Annotated in this window: 18 protein-coding genes and 1 tRNA gene; 5 read left to right on the forward strand and 14 right to left on the reverse strand. The window is 67.8% G+C overall.

Annotated features, from left to right (window positions below):
• Nucleotides 1-86 precede the first annotated feature (86 nt).
• A complete protein-coding gene (locus AB0I03_RS24070) occupies nucleotides 87-1025 on the reverse strand; it encodes an Abi family protein (RefSeq protein ID WP_360416511.1) in 939 nt (312 codons plus the stop codon).
• 287 nt (nucleotides 1026-1312) lie between these two features.
• Here AB0I03_RS24070 and AB0I03_RS24075 point away from each other — a divergent pair, with 287 nt between their 5' ends.
• Nucleotides 1313-2545 carry a sigma-70 family RNA polymerase sigma factor gene (locus AB0I03_RS24075; protein WP_360416513.1) on the forward strand — a complete coding sequence of 411 codons (1233 nt, stop codon included), beginning with the start codon at nucleotides 1313-1315 and terminating at the stop codon, nucleotides 2543-2545.
• 380 nt (nucleotides 2546-2925) lie between these two features.
• Complete coding sequence (locus AB0I03_RS24080) at nucleotides 2926-4137, forward strand: sigma-70 family RNA polymerase sigma factor (RefSeq protein WP_360416515.1); 1212 nt, start codon at nucleotides 2926-2928, stop codon at nucleotides 4135-4137.
• Nucleotides 4138-4363: 226 nt separating this feature from the next.
• Here the strand turns inward: AB0I03_RS24080 and AB0I03_RS24085 are convergent.
• From AB0I03_RS24085 to hemW, 13 genes are all read right to left on the reverse strand, one after another.
• Nucleotides 4364-4437 (reverse strand) — tRNA-Met (locus tag AB0I03_RS24085).
• Nucleotides 4438-4592: 155 nt separating this feature from the next.
• Nucleotides 4593-5492, reverse strand: coding sequence for a GTPase Era (era, locus tag AB0I03_RS24090; protein ID WP_360416517.1), 900 nt, complete (start codon nucleotides 5490-5492; stop codon nucleotides 4593-4595).
• Nucleotides 5485-5823 carry a cytidine deaminase gene (locus tag AB0I03_RS24095; RefSeq protein WP_360416519.1) on the reverse strand — a complete coding sequence of 113 codons (339 nt, stop codon included), beginning with the start codon at nucleotides 5821-5823 and terminating at the stop codon, nucleotides 5485-5487. Before AB0I03_RS24095 ends, era begins: the two co-directional genes overlap by 8 nt.
• Nucleotides 5816-7120 (reverse strand): hemolysin family protein, encoded by a 1305-nt coding sequence (locus AB0I03_RS24100; RefSeq protein WP_360416521.1) that lies wholly within the window; start codon nucleotides 7118-7120, stop codon nucleotides 5816-5818. Before AB0I03_RS24100 ends, AB0I03_RS24095 begins: the two co-directional genes overlap by 8 nt.
• 6 nt (nucleotides 7121-7126) lie before the next feature.
• Nucleotides 7127-7600 (reverse strand): rRNA maturation RNase YbeY, encoded by a 474-nt coding sequence (gene ybeY, locus AB0I03_RS24105; RefSeq protein ID WP_360416523.1) that lies wholly within the window; start codon nucleotides 7598-7600, stop codon nucleotides 7127-7129.
• Entirely contained in the window at nucleotides 7578-9701 is a 2124-nt protein-coding gene (locus tag AB0I03_RS24110; protein WP_360416525.1) for a PhoH family protein, read from the reverse strand. Before AB0I03_RS24110 ends, ybeY begins: the two co-directional genes overlap by 23 nt.
• 140 nt (nucleotides 9702-9841) lie before the next feature.
• Complete coding sequence (locus tag AB0I03_RS24115) at nucleotides 9842-10195, reverse strand: histidine triad nucleotide-binding protein (protein ID WP_360416527.1); 354 nt, start codon at nucleotides 10193-10195, stop codon at nucleotides 9842-9844.
• Nucleotides 10196-10209: 14 nt separating this feature from the next.
• Entirely contained in the window at nucleotides 10210-10935 is a 726-nt protein-coding gene (locus AB0I03_RS24120) for a 16S rRNA (uracil(1498)-N(3))-methyltransferase (protein ID WP_360416529.1), read from the reverse strand.
• 44 nt (nucleotides 10936-10979) lie between these two features.
• The gene (locus AB0I03_RS24125) at nucleotides 10980-11459 is read right to left on the reverse strand and encodes a hypothetical protein (protein WP_360416531.1); all 480 of its coding nucleotides are present in this window, start codon (nucleotides 11457-11459) and stop codon (nucleotides 10980-10982) included.
• A 230-nt stretch (nucleotides 11460-11689) separates the two neighbouring features.
• Entirely contained in the window at nucleotides 11690-12823 is a 1134-nt protein-coding gene (gene dnaJ / locus AB0I03_RS24130) for a molecular chaperone DnaJ (RefSeq protein ID WP_360416533.1), read from the reverse strand.
• A 15-nt stretch (nucleotides 12824-12838) separates the two neighbouring features.
• Nucleotides 12839-13852: a heat-inducible transcriptional repressor HrcA gene (gene hrcA, locus AB0I03_RS24135; RefSeq protein WP_360416535.1), complete on the reverse strand. Its 1014-nt coding sequence runs from the start codon at nucleotides 13850-13852 to the stop codon at nucleotides 12839-12841.
• Nucleotides 13853-13997: 145 nt separating this feature from the next.
• Nucleotides 13998-15122 (reverse strand): CapA family protein, encoded by a 1125-nt coding sequence (locus AB0I03_RS24140; protein WP_360416537.1) that lies wholly within the window; start codon nucleotides 15120-15122, stop codon nucleotides 13998-14000.
• Nucleotides 15123-15272: 150 nt separating this feature from the next.
• Entirely contained in the window at nucleotides 15273-16433 is a 1161-nt protein-coding gene (gene hemW, locus AB0I03_RS24145) for a radical SAM family heme chaperone HemW (protein ID WP_360416571.1), read from the reverse strand.
• A gap of 66 nt (nucleotides 16434-16499) precedes the next feature.
• Here hemW and AB0I03_RS24150 point away from each other — a divergent pair, with 66 nt between their 5' ends.
• The 3 genes from AB0I03_RS24150 to AB0I03_RS24160 all read left to right on the forward strand — a co-directional run bounded on the left by AB0I03_RS24150 (nucleotide 16500) and on the right by AB0I03_RS24160 (nucleotide 19965).
• Nucleotides 16500-17291 carry an enoyl-CoA hydratase-related protein gene (locus tag AB0I03_RS24150; RefSeq protein WP_360416539.1) on the forward strand — a complete coding sequence of 264 codons (792 nt, stop codon included), beginning with the start codon at nucleotides 16500-16502 and terminating at the stop codon, nucleotides 17289-17291.
• A 32-nt stretch (nucleotides 17292-17323) separates the two neighbouring features.
• The gene (locus AB0I03_RS24155) at nucleotides 17324-18175 is read left to right on the forward strand and encodes a hypothetical protein (RefSeq protein WP_360416541.1); all 852 of its coding nucleotides are present in this window, start codon (nucleotides 17324-17326) and stop codon (nucleotides 18173-18175) included.
• Between the two features lie 128 nt (nucleotides 18176-18303).
• Nucleotides 18304-19965, forward strand: a complete 1662-nt coding sequence (locus AB0I03_RS24160; protein ID WP_360416543.1) for an alkaline phosphatase D family protein — start codon at nucleotides 18304-18306, stop codon at nucleotides 19963-19965.
• Nucleotides 19966-20107: the final 142 nt, after the last annotated feature.

Consider the following 20107-nt stretch of genomic DNA (forward strand, 5'->3'; position numbering starts at 1 on the left):
TCCAGGCCGGCGGAGTTGTCGCAGCAGCAGCCGTGGTCTTGTACATGCTGGTGATCAGCATCGCGAGCATCGTTGGTGCTCTGCATTCAGATGCTGCGCGTCGGACGGACGGACAGCGAGTTCTTCGATTGCTCTTGGGGCCTCTGCAACGCGGGCGTCGGTAACGACTGCGAGTCCCTCGGCCGCGCCAGGCCCTGCCAGAACTCGGAGACTTGAGGGTGTTGCGCTGCGAGCTTCGGGAGCATGGGCTCTTCATTCGTGTTGGTGGCCAACATGTCGTCAAGGGAAGCGATGACATCAAGCACCGAACGTGAGTCAAACTGACCGACAAGCTTCCTGGCGCTCGTACGAACCTTAGCCGGAGTGGGGCCAGCATCCATGATCGAGTGATGCCACAAGCGGCCGTGGTGCGCGCAGCGGTTGCGGAGGTAGACGAACGAGCGCACGCGATTGGCAAAGCCGGTCTTCGTAATGCCGAGGCTAGCCGCGACGGCTTCCTGCAGCGCGCCTCTCGCGCCTCGTTCGATGCACTTGGACACGGTTCCGAATGACCAGGCTTCGATCGCGGACCAGACAGGCAAGTCACTGAAGTCCGGATTGTCTTGATCAGGCATGAAATGCAGGATGTGGCGCTCTCTACTTCGCTGGATGTCGCGAATGCACCTGTCAACGGTCGGTTCTCTGCCAGAGAAATCGGTGTAGAAGTCTTCCTCGAGGTACTGGCCACACGGTCCGTATTGTTCGGCTATGACGTGAGCAGTGTGTGCTCGAAGCAGCAGTTCGATTCGCGTTAGGGGACGGCCAAGCTCAGCACGAAAATCCTCGTCCGCCTCGTATATCGCCCGGATCTCCCCAAAAGTGGTACCGGCACGGAACGAGTTCTCACCCTCGCCAGGCGCTCGTTGGAAGTGGCGCGCAAAACCCGAAAACCGGTAATAGTTGTTCGCAGCAAGAAATGCTGCGCACACGGCCTTGTCGCTGACGGTGAGTCCACGCTCCATCAGCAGGGCGACTTGCTCTTCCACAGCCAGGCTTGGTTTCACGGGATACCCCAGAAAGCAAGAGGCCCCTCCCATTTGAGCATCAGAGAGAGGCTTGGGAGGGGGTCGATTGACACCATTCTAGCACCTCAACGCCGGTCAGGCGAGCGCACGGCGTTGAGGTCCGCCTGAGGAGCGCGAGGATGTAGGGACGGTAGTCGCCTTGCCGCAGATGCCCTCGCCCGAGCGAGCCTCAGCTTTTCTGACTATGTCAGTGGTCACACTTCAAGGTGTACCGGAACGAAGCTGTGGCGAACTGTCGTGATGCAGGTATGACCGCGAAACCACGTCAGACAGACCACGTATCTGGAATGCCTCGGGATCTTGCACATGCTGAGCTCGAATCGCAGGACCGGGAGGCCGACCTGCTTCCTGAACGGCGCGCAATCCCAGAGGAGTTCCCCGCCCTCCGCAGCGTGTCCATCGGGTTCATGTATCGCATGACGGCCCGCGCTCTGCACCCCGAAGCTCCGGAATATGTGGTGCTTCCCATGGAGTCTTCCACCGCGCAGTTCCAGTTCGAGGTCGGGAAGTGGAACATGCTCTGGGAGGCGGCCCAGTTCCGCGGGCGGTTCTTTGCTCGAGATGAGCTTCCCGAGGCGGTAGCGAAGGTTCAGGATCTTGGGGATGTGAATGCGATCTTCGTTCCGCACACCCGGTCGCGGTACTCCGAGTACGCACCGCTGTTCCATCTCTTGCCGAAGGCAGTCCTCCAACGCGCTGGCCTCCCGCTCCTGCACCAAGGCGTGTGGCCGATCGCGCCGTACATGAGCGACGTCGACAGGTACCTGCCGGTCGATTTCGAACGGCGGCTTGCGAGTGCATGGGCGTGGACCGTTTGGCCTCACCTGGTGTCAGGTTCTCGCCTGTCGGCTTTCACCGGGAACGATCCGATCAAGCTGCTCGCTCATAACCTCGACTTTTGGGTGCCTCCAGTCACCCCGAGCATTCTCGAAGCGTTGAGCGAGCACCCAGAATCCGACCCGACAGTCGGGGTCAAACCCGTGTTCCTTGACGATGGGACCGTTCTCGAGGATGCTGTCGCCGTGAGTCCGCGTGTGGGCGGATCGGTGTGGCTGGGCGAGGAAGAAGCCAAGTTGATGGTTGCTGCAACAGTGCAGGCAGCCGACAAAACTGGTCGTCTGCGGAGCATCATCGATGCCGTGCGATCCAACCGGGTTGAGGATGACTTCTCTGCCAAGTGGTCATATGCGCGCGAGGACTTCGAGCGAAAGCTGTATCACAAACGGAGCCGAGTCCAGGTCCGCTTCGTTGAACTCACGGACACCGTGCCTGTTCAGGGGCCAGGCAGCGATCTCTCAGGCCACGTCGTCACCAGCGACTTTCTGGCACTTCTGGATGAGAAGCAGCGCCAGGTCATCGTGATGCTTTCAAGCGGGTTCCGGCAGCATGAGATCGCCGAGCTTCTTGGCTACGCCAACCACAGCCCGATCTCCAAACGCCTGGAACAGATCCGAGAGCTTGCCGCGAGGTACTTCGGATGACTGGCCAGACTCAGGTTTCCGCATTCAAGCGTGACAAGTTGTCACGCAAGAGATGTGAAACTGGGGGGACGATAGCAAGATGACGACGACACTTGGCCTATCGATTGGGCTGCTCCTCACCATCCCTGCCCTCGTGTGCGCCTTCGTCGCGGCTTTGGCCCTGCGAGACACACGGCCGGAACAGCGCGCAGAAATCCTTCACGCCCTAGCTAGATTCACCTCAGCGCTTCTCCCACCAAGCGGTCATCCCCTGGGTCGAGGAACCCTCCGGCCGTCGGCCAATTCTGAACTGAACCTTCCCTCTGCCGAACTTGAAGCACCGCCGCCACCACGAGAGTCTCGACAACAGTCGGAAGGCCCTGGAAGATCGGACCAAGCGCATGGATAAAGCTCAGCGACCCACCTCCGCCGAGATCTTCGCTTGGCAGCAAGATCACCTGTTCGTCGCGCCGACCGAAGACTCTCCAGAGGAGTTCCCCGCGCTCCGCAACTTCTCCGCCGGCATGATGTACGAGGGCATGATCCGACCGCTCAAACCCGAACCACCTCAATTCATAACCATCCCAATGAGTTCTGGGTCAAAATCAAGAGAGCTCAAGAATGCAGTCAGTATGTGGAACATGATCTGGGAGGCAGGTCAGTTCCGACGCCGATTCTTCAGCGAGGATGAGCTGCCTGCCCCCATCGCGAAGCTAGCCGACCTCGGAGACATCAACTTCACCTTCGTGCCGCGCAGCCAGTCACGATACTTCGAGTACGCCCCCTTGTACCACCTACTCTCCAAAACTGCCCTCTCTCGAGCGCGCTTGCCCCGAGTGAAGTCCAGCGTTTGGCCGTTCTTGGCCGACTGGAGCGATATCGACCGACACCTCTCCCCAGATTTCGGACGACGTCTTGCCGAAGCCTGGGCTCGAACCGTCTGGCCACATCTCATCTCCGGGTCCCGGCTGGATGCCTTCACCAATGCAGATCCGATCAGAATCTTGGCGCACAACCTCGATTTCTGGGTCCCCGCGGTCACGGACATCATCCAGGACATCCTGGGCACCTTCCCCGAGGTTGACAAGGGCAGGACAGCAGGCCCGGTCCCTCTGGCCGATGGCGGATTTCTCGACGAAGCTGTGGCCGGCAACCCACGCATGGGCGGAACAATATGGAGTGGAGAGGAGGAGGCAGCCGAGGTAGTCGCAGCCGTCGTGGATGCAGCCGATGAGGCTGGCGGGCTCCGCAGCGTCATCGACGCGGTGCGCTCCCACCGGGTCGAAGATGACTTCTCTGACCGATGGTCGTACGAGAAGGAGGACTTCGAGCGCAAGCTCTACAGCAAGCGACGTAAGGTCCGGGTCCGGTTCGTGGAGCTCACAGACTCCACTCCAGTGCAGGCGCCGGAAAGCGACCTCTCCGGAAACCTCGTGACCAGCGATTTCCTGGCACTCCTCGATCGCGAGCAACGCCAGATTGTGATGCTCCTGAGCAGCGGCCTCCGCCAGCATGAGGTCGCCGAGTATCTCGGCTACGCCAACCACAGCCCGATCTCCAAACGACTCGCCCAGATCAGGAAGCAGGCAGAGCGATTCTTCGAACTCTGCTAGCGCCAAACGCGTTGCAGCTGAATAGCTTGTTGAGGGAGTTGACGATCGTCGCGCCCTGATATCGATGGCCAGCGCAACAAAAGTGGCCTAAGTCATAGATGATAGATATTCCGTGCCCGCGAGAACCGAGGCATCCTGGGGAGTCACAACAAGCGAACGACAAGCGAGAACCAGAAGAGCCGGTCCCCTCTTTCGAGGAAACCGGCTCTCAGCTGGACTTTCTTTGTAGCGGGAGGCGGATTTGAACCACCGACCTCCAGGTTATGAGCCTGGCGAGCTACCGAGCTGCTCTATCCCGCGTCGGTAGTTAAAGAGTACATGACTCCATTCAGCCTCTGCCACAGCGGGGTCCGTGAGCGCAGTCACCGCGCATTCACCTGGCGTTTCGCTGAAATGGGGAAAGCGAACGGCCCGGCCTCCCGCAAATCGGAGGGCCGGGCCGCTAAAGCAAAGGATCAGAAGCCGAGGCGCTCGAGCATCTTCGGGTCGCGCTGCCAGTCCTTGGCGACGCGGACGTGGAGGTCGAGGTAGACGCGGCTGTCGATGAGCTGGGCGATGCCCTTGCGGGCCTTGGTGCCGACGCGCTTGAGGCGCTCGCCGCCCTTGCCGATGATGATGCCCTTCTGGCTGTCGCGCTCGACGTAGATCTCGGCCCAGATCTTCTTGCGCGGGCCGCCGTCGGAGTCCTCGTCCTCGACGTCCTCGATGACGACGGCGAGGGAGTGCGGGAGCTCGTCGCGGACGCCTTCGAGGGCGGCCTCGCGGATGAGCTCGGCCATCATGACCCGCTCCGGCTCCTCGGTGATCATCCCGTCCGGGTAGAGCTGCGGGGATTCGGGCAGTTTGTCCGAAAGGACCTTGACGAGCTCCTCGAGGTTCTCGCCAGTCTTCGCCGAGACCGGCACGATGTCCGCGAAGTCCGCCAGTGCGGCCACGTTCGTCAGGTGCCGAACGAGCGCGTCCTTGGAGACCAGGTCGATCTTGGTGACGACCGCGACGACCTTGGCGCTGAGGTTGGCGATCTCGCCGGCGATGAACTTGTCGCCGGGGCCCGGCTTCTCGTTGGCCGGCAGGCACAGGCCGATGACGTCCACTTCGGACCAGGTCTGGCGGACGAGATCGTTCAGCCGCTCGCCCAGGAGCGTGCGCGGGCGGTGCAGGCCGGGCGTGTCGACCAGGATGAGCTGGGAGTCCGGGCGGTGCAGGATCGCGCGGACCACGTGGCGGGTGGTCTGCGGCCGCTTCGAGGTGATCGCGATCTTCTGGCCCATGATCGCGTTCGTCAGGGTGGACTTGCCCGCGTTCGGGCGGCCCACGAAGCAGGCGAAGCCTGCGCGGAAGTCATTGCTAGGCAAGACGGGTCACCTCTTTGCGAATGACCGACCAAACGGTGAGGTCGGCACTGATCTCCCGGGCGGCCTGGAGGCCGTCCTCGTCGGACGCGGTGCCGAAGAGCACCGCGGCCTCAAGCTTGTCGGCCCCGGCCGCGAAGGCCTGGGCCACGGCCGCCTGGAGGGCCGTGAGCTGCAGTGAGGGGAGGTCGACGGCCGCCGAGGCGTAGGTGCGGCCGATGCCGTCGCGCACGGCCGCGCCGGTGGTCTGCTGGACCCGGCCCGCGGCCCCGCGGGCCAGCGTGGCCAGTTTCGCGTCCTCGGCGTCGAGGGCGTCGACGTGCAGGTCAGACATTGATTTTGTGCCTCTCATCGTTCGCGGCGGCCACGGGGGCGTCGCCGTGGTCGGGCAGGCGCGCGACGCGCACCGTCTCGATGCGGTTGCGGCGGCCAACGGTACCCTCAGCGGTCAGTTCGAGCCCGCCCAGCCGGGCGCGGTCGCCCGCGAGCGGGACCTTGCCGAGCGCGGCGGCGAGCAGCCCGGCGACGGTGTCCACGTCGAGTTCGGGCAGGTCGACACCGAACAGCTCCTCCAAGTCCTGCACGGAGAGCCGGGCGGTGACGCGTGCGGTCCGGTCGTCGATCCAGGCGACCGGCGGCAGCTCGTTGTCGTACTCGTCGGTGATCTCGCCGACGATCTCCTCGAGGATGTCCTCGATGGTGATGAGCCCCGCAGTGCCGCCGTACTCGTCCACGACCGCGGCGATGTGGATGCGGGCGGTCTGCATCTCCCGCAGCAGGTCGTCCACGGGCTTCGAGTCGGGCACGAACGAGACCGCGCGCATCACCTCGCTGACGTGCGGGTTCACCCGGTCGTCGAGGCGCACGAGGTCCTTCAGGTAGACCACGCCGCGCACGTCGTCGAGGTCCTCCCCCACGACCGGGATGCGCGAGAAGCCCGAGCGGAGCGCGACCTGCTCGGCCTCGTCCGCGTGCATGTCGGCGGGCACCCAGACCATCGCGGTGCGCGGGACCATGACCTCGCGGGCCACGGTGTCGCCCAAGGCGAACACGGAGGCGATCATGTCGCGCTCCTCGTGGTCCACGGTGCCCTGGGCCTCGGCGGCGTCGACCAGCTCGCGGATCTCGATCTCCGAGGTCGCGAACGGCCCCTCGCGGAAGCCCTTGCCGGGCGTCACCGCGTTGCCGAGGAGGATGAGCAGCTTCGCGAACGGGCCTAGGGCGGTGCCCAGCAGGGCCACGGGCCCGGCGACGGCGAGCGCGATCGGGTAGGCGTGCTGGCGCCCCAGCGTGCGGGGGCCGACCCCGATGGCGACGAACGACACCACGGTCATGATCGCGGCCGAGATGCCGACGGCCAGCCACGAGTCGTGCCAGGAGTCGAAGGCCACGACGGCGACTATCGCGATCGCGGCGGCCTCGCAGGCCAGGCGCAGCAGGATGAGCAGGTTCAGGTGGTGCGGGAGGTCCCCGATGAGCTTCACGAGGGATTCGGCGCCGCGCCGGCGCTGCTCGGCGAGCTCTGCGGCGCGCGCGGGCGAGACCGCCGTGAGGGCGGAGTCGACCATGGCCGCGGCCCCGGCTACGGCGGTCAGCGCGACCGCCGCGGCCAGGAGCGTGTACGGGATCATGCGGGCCTAACTCTCCGCTGCGGCGTCGCGTTTCGCCCGCCATGCGTCGAGCAGCCGGTTCTGCAGGCCGAACATCTCTTTGGCCTGCTCGGGTTCGGCGTGGTCGTAGCCGAGGATGTGGAGCACGCCGTGGACGGTGAGCATGTGCATCTCGTCGGCGGTGGTGTGCCCGGCCTCCTTGGCCTGGGCCTCGGCCACCTCGGGCGAGAGCACGAGGTCGCCGAGGATCGGCGTGCCCGGCTCGGAGGAGTCGGGGCGGCCGGGCATCGCGTCGTCCATCGGGAACGAGAGCACGTCAGTGGGGCCCGTGCCGCCCATCCAGCGCTTGTTGAGCTCGGTCATGTGCTCGATGTCGACGACGAGGATCGAGAGTTCGGCGAGCGGGTTCACGCCCATCTCGTGGAGGGCGAAGTCGGAGACGGCACGGATGCCCGACTCGTCGACTTCTCGCCCGGACTCATTGATGATCTCGATGCCCACGGTTTCCTCGTTGCCCCTTCTTCGGGTCGCCCGTGCGGGCGTCCCACTTCTCGTAGGCGTTCACGATATCGCTGACCAGCTGGTGCCTGACGACATCTTCGGCCCGGAGGGTGGCGAAGTGCACGTCCTCGACGCCTTCGAGGATGTCGCGGACGACGCGCAGCCCGGAGGTGGCGTTGTTCGGCAGGTCGACCTGGGTGATGTCGCCGGTGACGACGATCTTCGACCCGAACCCGAGCCGCGTCAGGAACATCTTCATCTGCTCGGGCGTGGTGTTCTGCGCCTCGTCGAGAATGATGAACGAGTCGTTCAAGGTGTTGTGCGTGACCAGGTAGTCCTCGGTGACGTAGAGCGAGTCGGCGGCACCGACCTGGATGCACACCGCTTCCTCCTCGCCCGCGTACTCGATCGAGTCGATGAAGCGCGCAGGACGGCCCCCGCCGCCGCATTCGCGGTACTTCGCGGCCTTGCGCTCGAGCCGGAACGGCTCGATCCCCTCGGGCAGGCGGATGTCGATGACGTGCGCATCCTGGCGGTACCCGACTTCGCGGCCGTTGGCGCGACCCGGCTTTCGCCCAGCGGCGGGCCTGCGACGGCTGTAAGCGATGCCTCCCAGCGACTGCACCAGCTCGATCACGTGGTCGTGCAGGATGATGGAGGTAGTCGTGTACTGGATCCGGCAGGTGCGGTCCTTCTGGGTGACCGGTCCACCATCGGAGTCCAGCAGGCCCTGGAGCAGGGCCAGTCGAATCGCAGGCGTGTTGAAGCGGTAGTCCTCCGGGATGAATTTATTGTGCGACTTCGTGCCGATCAGCTCGAGTTCGCGCAACACCGCGGTCACCGGATTGGCGATGGTGATGACATCACCGGGTTCGGCGACACGATTGAGCACGTAATCGGGACCGGACTTGTGCCGAACCTCGATCCCGGGAAGTGCGGCTTCGAGTGCGAGCGCCAGATCCGAGTCAGCGGTACTGAACGACGGCGTGGTGGAGCCGGTGAGGCACCCGTCGCCGAGCAGGAGGCCGAGGGCGTAGGCGTCCATCGGGACTTCCCGCTCAGGAAATTCGACCGGCTTGCTGACGAGCGGCAGCTCGTACTTGCGCTGGTGGTGAACCCGGAGGTCGTCGATCATCTCCTGGGTTTCCAGGATCCGGTGCGGCTTGCCGCGGCGCTTGTCCGAGGCGGTCTTGACCGCCCAGAGGTGCTCGGCCGTGGCCAGCGTGAACGCACCGTCCTGGGTCATGACACGGAAGATTTCCTTCTTCCCTTGAGGGAAGACACCGAGCACCGGGGTCGGTTCACCGTTCGAGCCGACGACGAGATCGCCGACTTCGAGATCACCGATCGGTCGCCAACCTTCAGGAGTCAAGACGTTAGTAAACAGGGGCATCGCCCGGCCTCTCATAAAAGCCAGAGGCGCGACCTCGATCGTGCCCGCTTCCATGAGCTTCGGGATCGAGGTGGGGTCGATCATGTCGTGGAGCGCGTCGTAGAGCGGGCGCAGGTACGGGTCGATCTTCTCGAAGAGCGTGCCCGGCAGGAAGCCGAGCTTCTCGCCGGCCTCGACGGCGGGGCGGGTCAAGATGATCCGGGTGATTTCCTTCGCCTGCAGCGCCTGCACGGCCTTGGCCATGGCGAGGTAGGTCTTGCCCGTGCCGGCGGGGCCGATGCCGAAGACGATCGTGTTGGCGTCGATCGCCTCCACATACTGCTTCTGGCCGATCGTCTTGGGACGGATCGCCTTGCCGCGCTTGGAGACGATGTTCTGCGAGAGGACGTCGACGGGCCGCTCGCCGGGTGCGGACTTGAGCATGTTCTCGGTGCGCCGGATCATGTCCGGGTCGACGCTCTCACCGTTCTCGACCAAGGCGAGCAGCTCCTTCACGAGTCGTTCGGCCGTGTGCAGGGCCCCGTTGAGTCCGGTGAGCGTGATGGTGTCTCCGCGCACGTGGAGGTCGACGCCGGGGTTGCGGCGTTCGATGTAGCGGAGGTTCTCGTCGGCGCGGCCCAGCAGTGCCATGAGCGAGCTCTGGTCGCCGACGGTGATCGTGGACGTGATCGTCGAGGTGTTCTTGCGGTTGTCAGAGCTGTCGGTCATAGGCTTCGCCCACTGAGGGCTGTTCGCCACCTGCTTCCAAAATGAGTCCGCCAGCGGCGCCTGGCCGCTGCTCTACATGCCTCAATGGTAGTTGCCGCCTGCGACAGGCGACAACGAGTAAACGCAGAGGCGGTGTGATTTCAGGCCGAAAGCATCCGTCCGAGCGGTTTTCCGCCCGCGACGTGGAAGTGGACGTGGAAGACGTCCTGGCCGCCGTCCGACCCGGTGTTGGCGAACAGGCGCCAGCCGGACTCGGCGACGCCCTCAGCGGAGGCGACCTCGGCGGACGCCTGCAGCACCTCGCCGGCGAGCGCCGGGTCGGCGGCCGCGAGCTCGGCGACGTTCGCGTAGTGGTCCTTCGGGATGACGAGCACGTGCGTGGGCGCCTTCGGGTACAGGTCCCGGAAGGCGAGCACGCGGTCGGTCTCGAGGACTTTCGTGGACGGGATGTCCCCGGCCACGATCTTGCAGAAGATGCAGTCGGCGTCGGTCATGGTGGGCATCCTAGTCACCAGCGGCCGAGGCGGGCCTGGAGCACCGCGAGTGCGGCGGGGCCGGCGGTGGAGGTGCGCAGGACGGTGTCGCCGAGGCGGATCGGCTCGCCGAACTCCTTGAGGGCGGCCAGTTCGTCGGGGCTGATGGAGCCTTCGGGGCCGATGACGACCGCGATCTCTCCGGCCTCGGGGAGCGCGACCTGCGAGAGCGGCAGGTCGGCCTCCTCGTGGAGGACGAGGACCCGGCTCGCGCTGCGCAGGCGCGCGAGGAGCTGCTTGGTGGTGTGGAGCTCGGCGACGTGCGCGAGGTGGGGGCGGCGGGCCTGCTTGGAGGCTTCGCGGGCGGTCGCGGTCCACTTCGCGCGGGCCTTGTCGCCGCGCGGGCCCTTCCACTGGACGATGGAGCGCGAGGCGGCCCACGGGATGACCTCGTCGACGCCGATCTCGGTGAGCATCTGGACGGCGCGTTCGCCGCGGTCGCCTTTGGGCAGGGCCTGGACGACGGTGAGCTTCGGGTCGGGGGCCGGGACGGTGCGGCGTTCGAGGATGTCGACGCGGAGGGACCCGCGTTCGGCGTGCGTGACGCGCGCGGAGGCGACCTGGCCGCCGCCGTCGGTGAGCAGCAGCGTCTCTCCGGGTTGGAGGCGCTGCACGTCGGCGGCGTGGTGCCCTTCGGGGCCGTCGAGCACGAAGCCGCCGGTGGCGGGGACGGCGTCGACGAGGAAGACCGGGTCGCTCACGTGGCTCCTTCGCGGGTCGGTGACCGGGACAGCTTAGTCCGGGGTCAGCCGATGAAGTCGACGGCGCGTTCCCATCGGAGGCGGCCGGTGATGTCGGCGTAGAGGCCCCGGTCGGCGATGCGGCCGAACGAGTGCGCGAGGCGGGTCTTGGGGAGGTGGTACGGGACGAGGTCGACGTAGCCGTCCCGGTCGGCGTCCGGGTTCCAGCGGTCGGCGGGCACGTGGACGCGCCATTCGGCTTCGCGGGGCGGCTTGGTGGTGCATTTGAGGACCCAGTAGCCGCGGCCGGAGTAGCCGATGACGAGGCAGGGGCGCTGCTTGGAGCGGTGGGGCTCGTCTTCGAAGGGCACGTCGGTCATCCAGCGTTCGCCGACCTGCGGGCCGCCCGCGGGCGCTGAGGCGTTGATGCGGGGTCGGCGCGGGCCGCGCCGAGAGCGGCGCCGCAGGGTGATGACGAGGACGAGGAGACCCGCGGCCAGCAGGAGGGCGAGGGCCAGGAGGGCGCCGGGGTTGAGGCTGATCACGGGCCGGAGTGTAGCGGGCCCGCCTCCCCGGCGCTTGGAGCGCGGTGGGGAGGCGGGCCCGGAAGGCGTGAACTGTGCGGGTGCGGCGCCGTTCGGCTACGCCGCTACGCGTGACCATTACTGCGCATCCGGTCCAACGGATCCCACTACGCGTGACCATTACTGCGCTTCCCGTTCAATGGATCCCGCTACGCGTGACCATTACTGCGCTTCCCGTTCAATGGATCCCGCTACGCGTGACCATTGAATGCGTCACGCATACGGCTAAAAAACCCGCTGCCGCCTTTGACCTCTTTGATCTCCTCGTCGCGGAGGCTGGCGAGCTTCTTGAGGAGTTCTTCCTGCTCGGCGTCGATCTTGGTGGGGGTGCGGACGTCGAGTTCGACGTAGAGGTCGCCGCGGGTGCCGCCGCCGCGCAGGCGCGGGACGCCGTGGCCGCGGACCTTCTTGATCGTGCCGGGCTGCGTGCCGGGGACGACCTCGACCTCGACCTGGTCGTCGAGGGTGTGGATGTTGAGCTTGGTGCCAAGGGCGGCCTGCGTCATGGGGACGCGGACGCGGCAGCGCAGGTCCGAGCCTTCGCGGGTGAAGACCTCGTGGGGCTTCTCGTGAACCTCGACGTAGAGGTCGCCGGCGGGGCCGCCGCCGGGGCCGACCTCGCCTTCGCCGGAGAGGCGGATGCGCATGCCGTCCTCGACGCCGGCCGGGACCTTCACGGTGATGCGCCGGCGCGAGCGGACGCGGCCTTCGCCGCCGCACTTGCGGCACGGGTCGGCGATGATCGAGCCGTAGCCCGAGCAGGCCGAGCAGGGGCGCGCGGTGCGCACCTGGCCGAGGATGGTCCGCTGCACGACCTGGACCTCGCCGGCGCCGCTGCAGGTCGTGCACGTCTGCGGTTCGGCGTCGCCTTCGGTGCAGGAGCCGCTGCAGGCGTCGCAGAGGATCGCGGTGTCCACGGTGAGGGTCGACTCGGTGCCGAACGCGACCTCTTCGAGATCGAGGTCGAGGCGCAGCAGCGCGTCGTTGCCCGGCCGGGTGCGCGAACGCGGCCCGCGGCGGCCGAAGCCGCCCATGGAGCCGCCGAAGAAGGCGTCCATGATGTCCTCGAAGCCCATGAACGGGGCGCCGGAGCCGCCGCCTCCGGTGCGGGAGAACGGGTCCCCGCCGGCGTCGACGATCGCGCGCTTCTGCGGGTCCATGAGGACCTCGAAGGCGGCGTTGATCTCCTGAAGGCGCTCTTGCGCATCCGGCTCGTCGCTGACGTCGGGGTGGTACTTGCGCGCCAGCTTCCGGTACGCCTTCTTGAGTTCGTCGTCGGTGGCGTTCCGGTCGACGCCGAGAATGCCGTAGTAGTCCTTAGCCACGTGCGCTCTGTCCTGTCAGCGGTTCTGTTCCAAAATCTCGGACACGTACCGGGCGACGGCGCGGACGGCCGCGATCGTGCCCGGGTAGTCCATGCGGGTGGGTCCGAGGACGCCCATGTGGCCGACCACCGAACCCGGTCCGTATCCGGCGGTGACCACGGTGGTCTCGCGGAAGTCGTCGATCTCGTTCTCGTCGCCGATGCGCACCGTCAGGAGCGCGTTGGAGTCGGCGCGGCCCAGCAGCTGCATGAGCACGACCTCCTCTTCGAGCGCTTCGAGGATGGGGCGCATCGACCCGGCGAAGAAGTTGCCGCGGGTGAGGTTCGCCGCGCCGGCGACGGCGACGCGTTCCTCGGTGCGCGCGACCACGGTCTCTTTGAGGACCCGCGCCAGTTCGGCGGCGGTGTCGCGCAGTTCGGGGCGGACCTGGCCGGCGAGGTCCGCGGTGAGGCGCGGCACGTCGGCCAGGGCCTTGCCTTGGAGCTGCTCGTTGGCGAAGCGGCGCAGTTCGAGGATCTCGCTCTCGCCGAGTTCGGCGGGCATCTCGACGTAGCGCTGCTCGACGCGGCCGGTGTCGGTGATCATGACGACCATGAGCCGGGTCGGGGTGAGCGAGACGAGTTCGAGGTGGCGCACCGAGGAGCGGTTGAGGCTCGGGTACTGGACGACCGCGACCTGGTGGGTGAGCTGGGCGAGCAGGCGCACGGTGCGGGTCACGACGTCGTCGAGGTCGATGGCCTCGGAGAGGAAGCGGTGCACGGCGCGGCGCTCGGCGGCCGAGAGCGGCTTGATCTTGCCGAGGCGGTCGACGAAGAGGCGGTAGCCCTTGGCGGTGGGGATGCGCCCGGCGGAGGTGTGGGGCTGCTGGATGTACCCGGCCTCTTCGAGGTAGGCCATGTCGTTGCGCACGGTCGCGGCCGAGACGCCGAGGGCGTGGCGCTGGGAGACGGCCTTGGAGCCGACGGGTTCCTGGGTGGCCACGTAGTCCTCGACGATGGCGCGCAGCACTTCGAGTTTGCGATCGTCCATCGCCGCCACGTCCCCTCTGCCTTGAAAACCTGTGTCTTGGAACCGTTCTGGGTCTTGCGTCAGTTGCCGCGGACCGAACCGGGGTTCAGTCTGCCGGACTCAAGTCTGGCACTCCCGGACCGGGAGTGCCAGTCTACGTGTGCGGTCAGGCCGAGGGGAGCACGAGCGCGCCGTCGTCTGCGACGGTGGCCGCGGCGTCCCCGAAGTCCTCGGCGAGTTCGTTGAGGTCCTCGAACGCGCCGTTGTCGGCGTCCAGCTGGGGGTACCCGTCGTCGTCCATGCGGGTCGCGGTCACCTTGGCGGCAACGATCGTGCCGTCCTCGCGCATGGTGACGGAGAGCACGGCCGAGCGGCCGAGGGGGCCCTCGGTGGCGAACAGGTTCTGGCCGCCGCCGAAGTTGCCCAGCGAGTAGCAGATGAGCTTGCCGTTGTAGACCTCCATGCCGCGCAGGACGTGGGGGCCGTGGCCGACGACGAGGTCGGCGCCGTTGTCGATGCAGGTGTGCGCGAAGGCGCGGGTGTCGCCGCGGTCCTCGCCGAGGTAGGTCTCCACGCCTTCGGGCACGTGCCGGTGGTCGGTGCCCTCCGCGCCGAGGTGGGCGGTGGCGATGACGATGTCGGCCTGCTCCTTGGCGGAGGCGACGAGTGCGGCGACGGCGTCGAGGTCGCGGTTGTCGGTGTAGAACGTGTACGGCGCGAAGCCGACGAGGCCGACGGTGAGGCCGCTCTCGGTCTCGACCAGGCACACCTCGTCCTTGATGCCGCAGACCTCCATGCCGGCCTCGCGGATGGCGTCCTGGGTCTCGGTGGCGCCGTCGGGTCCGGCGTCCCAGCCGTGGTTGTTGGCCTGGTTGAGGACGTCGAAGCCGGCGTCGGCGAAGACCTGGGCGTACTCGGCGGGGAGGCGGAAGTAGGTGCACTCGCCGCCGCCGCACTTGTCGAACTCGAGGGTGGAGAGGGCGCCTTCGAGGTTGGCGATCACGACGTCGCCGGTGAGGGCGGCGGTGACGCCTGCGAAGAAGCTCGCGCCCTCATCGGAGGCCATCTGGTTCGGGTAGGAGCCGGGCATGGTGTCGCCGACGTGCGTGATGGTGATCTCGCGGGGCTCGGGCGAGGGGGACTCGGAGGTGGGCGCCTCCTCGGCGGCCTGGCCGCCTTCGTCCTCGACCGGGGGCGGTTCCTCTTCGCTGCAGGCGGCGACGGCCGCGAGTCCCGCGGCGGAGGCGACGAGCAGGCTTCTGCGGCCGAGATTGGGCGTTGCAGTGCGCATGGGTGGCGGACTCCGGGTGGTTCGTATGGGGGTCCGTGCGCGGACATCGCCTGGGGGGCGCCGCGGCCTCGAGGGGAGGACGCGCGGGGCGGCACGGTAGGCGAATACGGTTCGCCTTCACGAATCTAACGGTGACCGGCCCGAACGCCGTCAGGAGGTGAGGTCTCTCACGACCGCGTCAGCGAGGAGACGACCGCGCAGTGTGAGTTTGAGGCGGTCGTCCGCAATGACGGCGAGCCCGTCGCCGGCCGCGCGCTCGGCCGCGGCCAGACCCGCCGGGCGCAGCAGCGCCAGCGGCAGGCCGCTCGCCAGGCGCGTGCGCAGCAGGAGGCGCTCGAGGTACCGGTCGTCCTCGGTGAGCAGCTCGTGCCCGGCCACAGGGAGACCCTGGGCAAGCGCCGCGCCGTACGTCGAGGGGTGCTTGTGGTTCCACCAGCGCACGCCCGGCAGGTGCGAGTGCGCTCCCGGCCCGGCGCCCCACCAGTGGCCGCCCTCCCAGTACAGGAGGTTGTGGCGGCACTGCGCCGCTTCGGTCCGGGCCCAGTTGGAGACCTCGTACCAGTGGAAGCCCGCCTCGGAGAGCACGGCCTCGGCGGCGAGGTAGCGGTCGGCGGCCACGTCGTCGGAGGGCTGCGGCACCTGGCCGGAGCGGATGCGCCGGGCCAGCGCGGTGCCGTCCTCGACGATGAGCGCGTACGCCGAGACGTGGTCGACCCCGGCGTCCACGGCCGCGTGCAGGCTCGCCGCGAAGTCGGCGGCGGTCTCGCCGGGCGTGCCGTAGATCAGGTCGAGGCTCACGTGCTCGAACCCGGCTTTGTGGGCGTACGCGACGGCGTCGAGGGCCTTCTGCGGCGAGTGCTCGCGGTCGAGGATCTTGAGCACGTGCGAGGCCGTGGACTGCATGCCGACCGAGAGGCGGGTGAAGCCGCCGTCGTGGAGTTCGGCGAGGTAGTCGGCGTCCACGGACTCGGGGTTGGCCTCGGTGGTGGCCTCGTAGCCCGCGGCGAGGCCGAACGAGTCGTCGATCTCGGCGAGGATCGAGGCGAGGTCGGCGGCCGAGAGCAGTGTGGGGGTGCCGCCGCCGAAGAACACGGTGTCCACCTTGGGGCGGTGCTCGAACCTTGCCGCGGCGTCGCGGATCTCGGCGCGGACGATCGACGCGTACGTGTCCCGCGAGACTCCGGCGCCAAGTTCAGCGGCCGTGTAGGTGTTGAAGTCGCAGTAGCCGCAGCGGGAGACGCAGAACGGGACGTGCACGTAGAACCCGAACCCGGCCCCGCCGGTCGCGGGGTCGGCGGCGGCCGCGGCGATGGACGCGGCGGGCGAATTCGGGTCGGCTACTGGCGAGGCGGTGGACACGCCCACTACGGTACTGGCGTGGACAGCAACGATGCACCGATCGCCTACCGCGCCGAACAGGCAGTGGCGACCATTACCCTCAATGCGCCCGAACGGCGCAACGCCCTTTCGACCCGCCTCATCGCCGAGCTGCGCAGTGCGCTCGCCCGAGCCGTCGCCGACCGCGACGTGCGGGTGATCGTGATCGACCACGCCGGACCGGTGTTCTGCGCCGGCGCCGACCTCAAGGAGTCCGCCGCGGCCCACAGCCTGGCGGCGCTGCCTGCGGCGCACCTGGCCGAGGCGCTGGCCGACATCGTGGAGGCCCCGAAGCCGGTGGTGGCGGTCGTGCGCGGGGCCGCGCGCGGCGGCGGGCTCGGGCTCATCGCCGCCGCCGACTTCACCGTGGCGGAGTCCTACGCCGAGATGGCGTTCAGCGAGGTCCGGCTGGGGGTCGTCCCGGCCGTGATCGGCCCTGTGGTGGCGCGTCGGATCACACCGGCGCGGATGCGGGAGCTGTTCCTCGTCGGGGGCGGTCTCGTCGTCGAGGATGCGGACGTGTTCACCGCCGAGGACGCCGACATGTGGGGCCTGGTCTCGACCGCGGTCGAGGAGGAGCATCTCGACGCGGTCGCCGCCGAACTGGTCGAGCGCCTCAAGCTCGGCGGGCCCGCCGCCCAGGCCGGGATCAAGGTGCTCACCGCCACACCGGATCTGCGCGGGGAGCTGCGCAGGGCGGCTGCCGTGACGGGCGAGTACTTCTTCTCCGAAGAGGGCAGGGAAGGCATCCGTTCGTTCATTGAGAAGCGTCCCCCTTCTTGGGTAGGCTGATCAGCCGCCGACCGACCTGATCGGAGTGACTGTTGCGCGTTCTCCCCGCCTTGACCTCCCTGTTCCTGCTCGCGACCCTTGCGGCCTGCACCGACGATGCGCGGGACGCCTTGCGCCCCAGCAAGACCGGCTGCTACGTGGGCAGCGGCGGCGAGGTGCACCTGACCGCCGAGCAGGCCTCGAACGCCGCCACCATCGCGGCGGTGGGCATGCGCGACGGCATGGACGAGCACGCCGTGGCGGTGGCGATCACCACGGCCATGCAGGAGTCCGAGCTGATCAACGTCAATTACGGGCACGACGACTCGCTGGGGCTGTTCCAGCAGCGCCCGAGCATGGGCTGGGGCTCCGAGGAGGAGCTCATGGACCCGGTCTACGCCTCGTTCAAGTTCTACGAGAAGCTCCAGCGCACCGACGGCTGGCAGGACATGCGGCTCGCCGAAGCGGCGCAGGCCGTGCAGATCAGCGCCTACCCGGAGCTGTACGAGCAGTGGGAGAGCGACGCCGAGGTGATCGCGGACGCGTTCGCGGGCGGCGAGGAGGCCGGGCTGGTGTGCATCTCGGGGAGCGCCGACGAGCCGGTGGCGGACCCGGCCGCGCTCGCCGATGCGTACGAGTACCAGTGGGGCACCGAGGTGTCCGATGTGGAGGACACGCGGCTGGTGATCGAGGCCGGAGGCGCGGCCGAGGGCTGGAACCGGGCCGCCTGGGCGGTCGCGCGGGCCTACGACCACCGGATCGCCACAGTCTCGTTCAACGGGATGGTCTGGACCGCAGGGGAAGAGGAGTGGGCCGAGCCTGACGCGGAGGTCGACGGCGAGGCGCAGGTCGTGGAGGTCGCCGACTCCACCGCCGTGATCGTCACCTTCGCCGCGCCCGAGTAGCGCCACCGGCGCGGCACTGTTCGGCGCCGGTTCACCGCCGCGACCATCAGAAGTCTCGGCGCATCCACGCTCACTTGTTGGGCTGTACGGGTCACAAACCCGCGCAACTCCCCCGAAGCGAGGTCCATATGCGCCTGTCGCGCCGAATCCTGCTCGCCTCCTCCGCCGCCGGTGCCGCCGTAGCGGTCCCCGCCGCCGGCTGGGCACAATCGAACACGCACCCCACGCTCGACGCCGACCCGTTCACCCTCGGCGTCGCCTCCGGCGACCCGGAGCCCGACGGCGTGGTCCTCTGGACCCGCCTGGCAGTGAACCCGCTCGCCGAGGACGGCATGGGCGGCATGCCGAACGCGACCTTCGACGTCAAGTGGGAGGTCGCCCGCGACGAGCGCTTCCGCCACCGCGTCGCCCGCGGCGAGGTCCAGACCGCCGCCGAGATCGGCTACAGCGTCCACGTCGAGGTCGACGACCTGCGCGCCGGCCACGAGTACTACTACCGGTTCAAGACCGGCAGGTGGACCTCCCCGGTCGGGCGCACCGTGACCGCCCCGCCGCGCAACTCGATGCCCGAGGAGCTGCGGATGGCCTTCGCCTCCTGCTCCCAGTACGAGCACGGGTACTTCACCGCCTACCGCCACATGGCCGAGTCCCGCCCCGACCTGATCCTGCACCTGGGCGACTACCAGTACGAGTACAAGGCCAAGGTCTACAACTCCCCCGACGGGAACGTGCGCGACCACGAAGGGCCGGAGACGGTCTCGCTCGCGACCTACCGCCAGCGCCACGCCCAGTACAAGGCCGACCCGGACCTGCAGCTGGCCCACGCGGCCGCGCCGTGGCTCGTCGTCTGGGACGACCACGAGACCGAGAACAACTGGGCCGACGAGGTGCCGGAGAACAACTCCGACACGCCGACTCCCGAGGCCTTCCTGGCCCGGCGGGCCGCCGCGTTCCAGGCGTACTGGGAGAACATGCCGCTGCGCCGCTCCTCGGTCCCCGAGGGCATCGACATGCAGCTGTACCGGCGCGTCCGCTGGGGCCGCCTCGCGAACTTCCACATGATGGACACCCGCCAGTACCGGGACGACCAGGCCTGCGGCGACGGCACGCAGAGCAACTGCGCCGACGCGTGGGACGAGTCGCGCACCATCACCGGTGAGGCGCAGGAGGAGTGGCTCATCGAGGGCTTCCACGCCTCGCGGGCGCGCTGGGACATCCTGGGCCAGCAGGTGTTCTTCACGCAGCGCGACGCCAGCGCCGCCGCCGACATCCTGCGCACCAGCATGGACGGCTGGGACGGGTACGCGGCCTCGCGGCAGCGCATCATCGACGGCTGGATCGAGGCCGGGGTGCGCAACCCGGTGGTGCTCACCGGTGACGTGCACACGCACTGGGCCGGCGAGATCAAGGCCGGGTTCCCCGACCTCGGCGGCGATTCGGTCGGCGTGGAGCTGGTGGCCACCTCGATCACCTCGGGCGGCAACGGCGTCGACTCGGTGCCGGAGGACAACGCGGCGCTGCGGATCAACCCGCACATCAAGTTCCGCAACGCCCAGCGCGGCTACGTCGAGACCGTGATCACGCCCGACCAGATGGACGTGGACTTCAAGGTGGTCCCGCAGGTGACGGTGCAGGACGCGACCGTGTACACGCGTCGGTCCTACACGATCGCCGACCGCGAGCCGGTCCTCCACCAGACGTACGACCGCCCGGTCGACACGGGCAACATGACGACGAACACCAGCCCGTTCGCCGGCTCGGACGAGAACGCCGACGACAACCTGAACTAGCGCTGACGGTCACGAGCGCTGTCCCGCGGAAGGCGGTCCCGGCGATCCCGGGGCCGCCCTCTCGCGTCACCGTGATCGTTTCGGGTCCTTTCGAATAGCGTTCTCAATTGCACGGTATTGCCATATCCGCCACTGGAATGCG

The sequence above is a fragment of the Glycomyces sp. NPDC021274 genome (assembly GCF_040641195.1).
Taxonomy (GTDB): domain Bacteria; phylum Actinomycetota; class Actinomycetes; order Mycobacteriales; family Micromonosporaceae; genus Glycomyces.